The organism is Paenibacillus sp. 05T425 (assembly GCF_056396205.1).
The window spans coordinates 1-537 of sequence record NZ_JBFTLA010000063.1 but is presented as its reverse complement, the minus strand read 5'-3'; the positions used below and the strand labels follow the sequence as shown (position 1 = coordinate 537).

At 45.0% G+C, this 537-nt stretch carries 1 rRNA gene; it reads left to right on the top strand.

The features are described from left to right. Positions 1 to 262: 262 nt before the first annotated feature. Positions 263 to 537, top strand: a 23S ribosomal RNA gene (locus AC1DF0_RS32070); the annotation flags it as partial.

Here is a 537-nt window from a genome sequence, read left to right as displayed (position 1 = left end):
CCGTTTGGCTCCACCACTACTGCTTCTGTTGTTGAAAGCTTAGAAATGAGCATTCCATCGTGATGATGGTGAATGTTGATTTCTAGTCTTTGGCTAGATCGTTCTTTAAAAATTTGGGTATGTGATAGAAAGATAGACTGAACGTTACTTTCACTGGTAACGGATCAGGCTAAGGTAAAATTTGTGAGTTACTCTTAATTGAGCATGCGAATTTTCGGCGAATGTCGTCTTCACAGTATAACCAGATTGCTTGGGGTTATATGGTCAAGTGAAGAAGCGCATACGGTGGATGCCTTGGCAGTCAGAGGCKATGAAAGACGTGGTAGCCTGCGAAAAGCTTCGGGGAGTCGGCAAACAGACTTTGATCCGGAGATGTCTGAATGGGGGAACCCAGCCATCATAAGATGGTTATCTTGTACTGAATACATAGGTGCAAGAGGCGAACCAGGGGAACTGAAACATCTAAGTACCCTGAGGAAAAGAAATCAACCGAGATTCCCTTAGTAGTGGCGAGCGAACGGGGACTAGCCCTTAAGT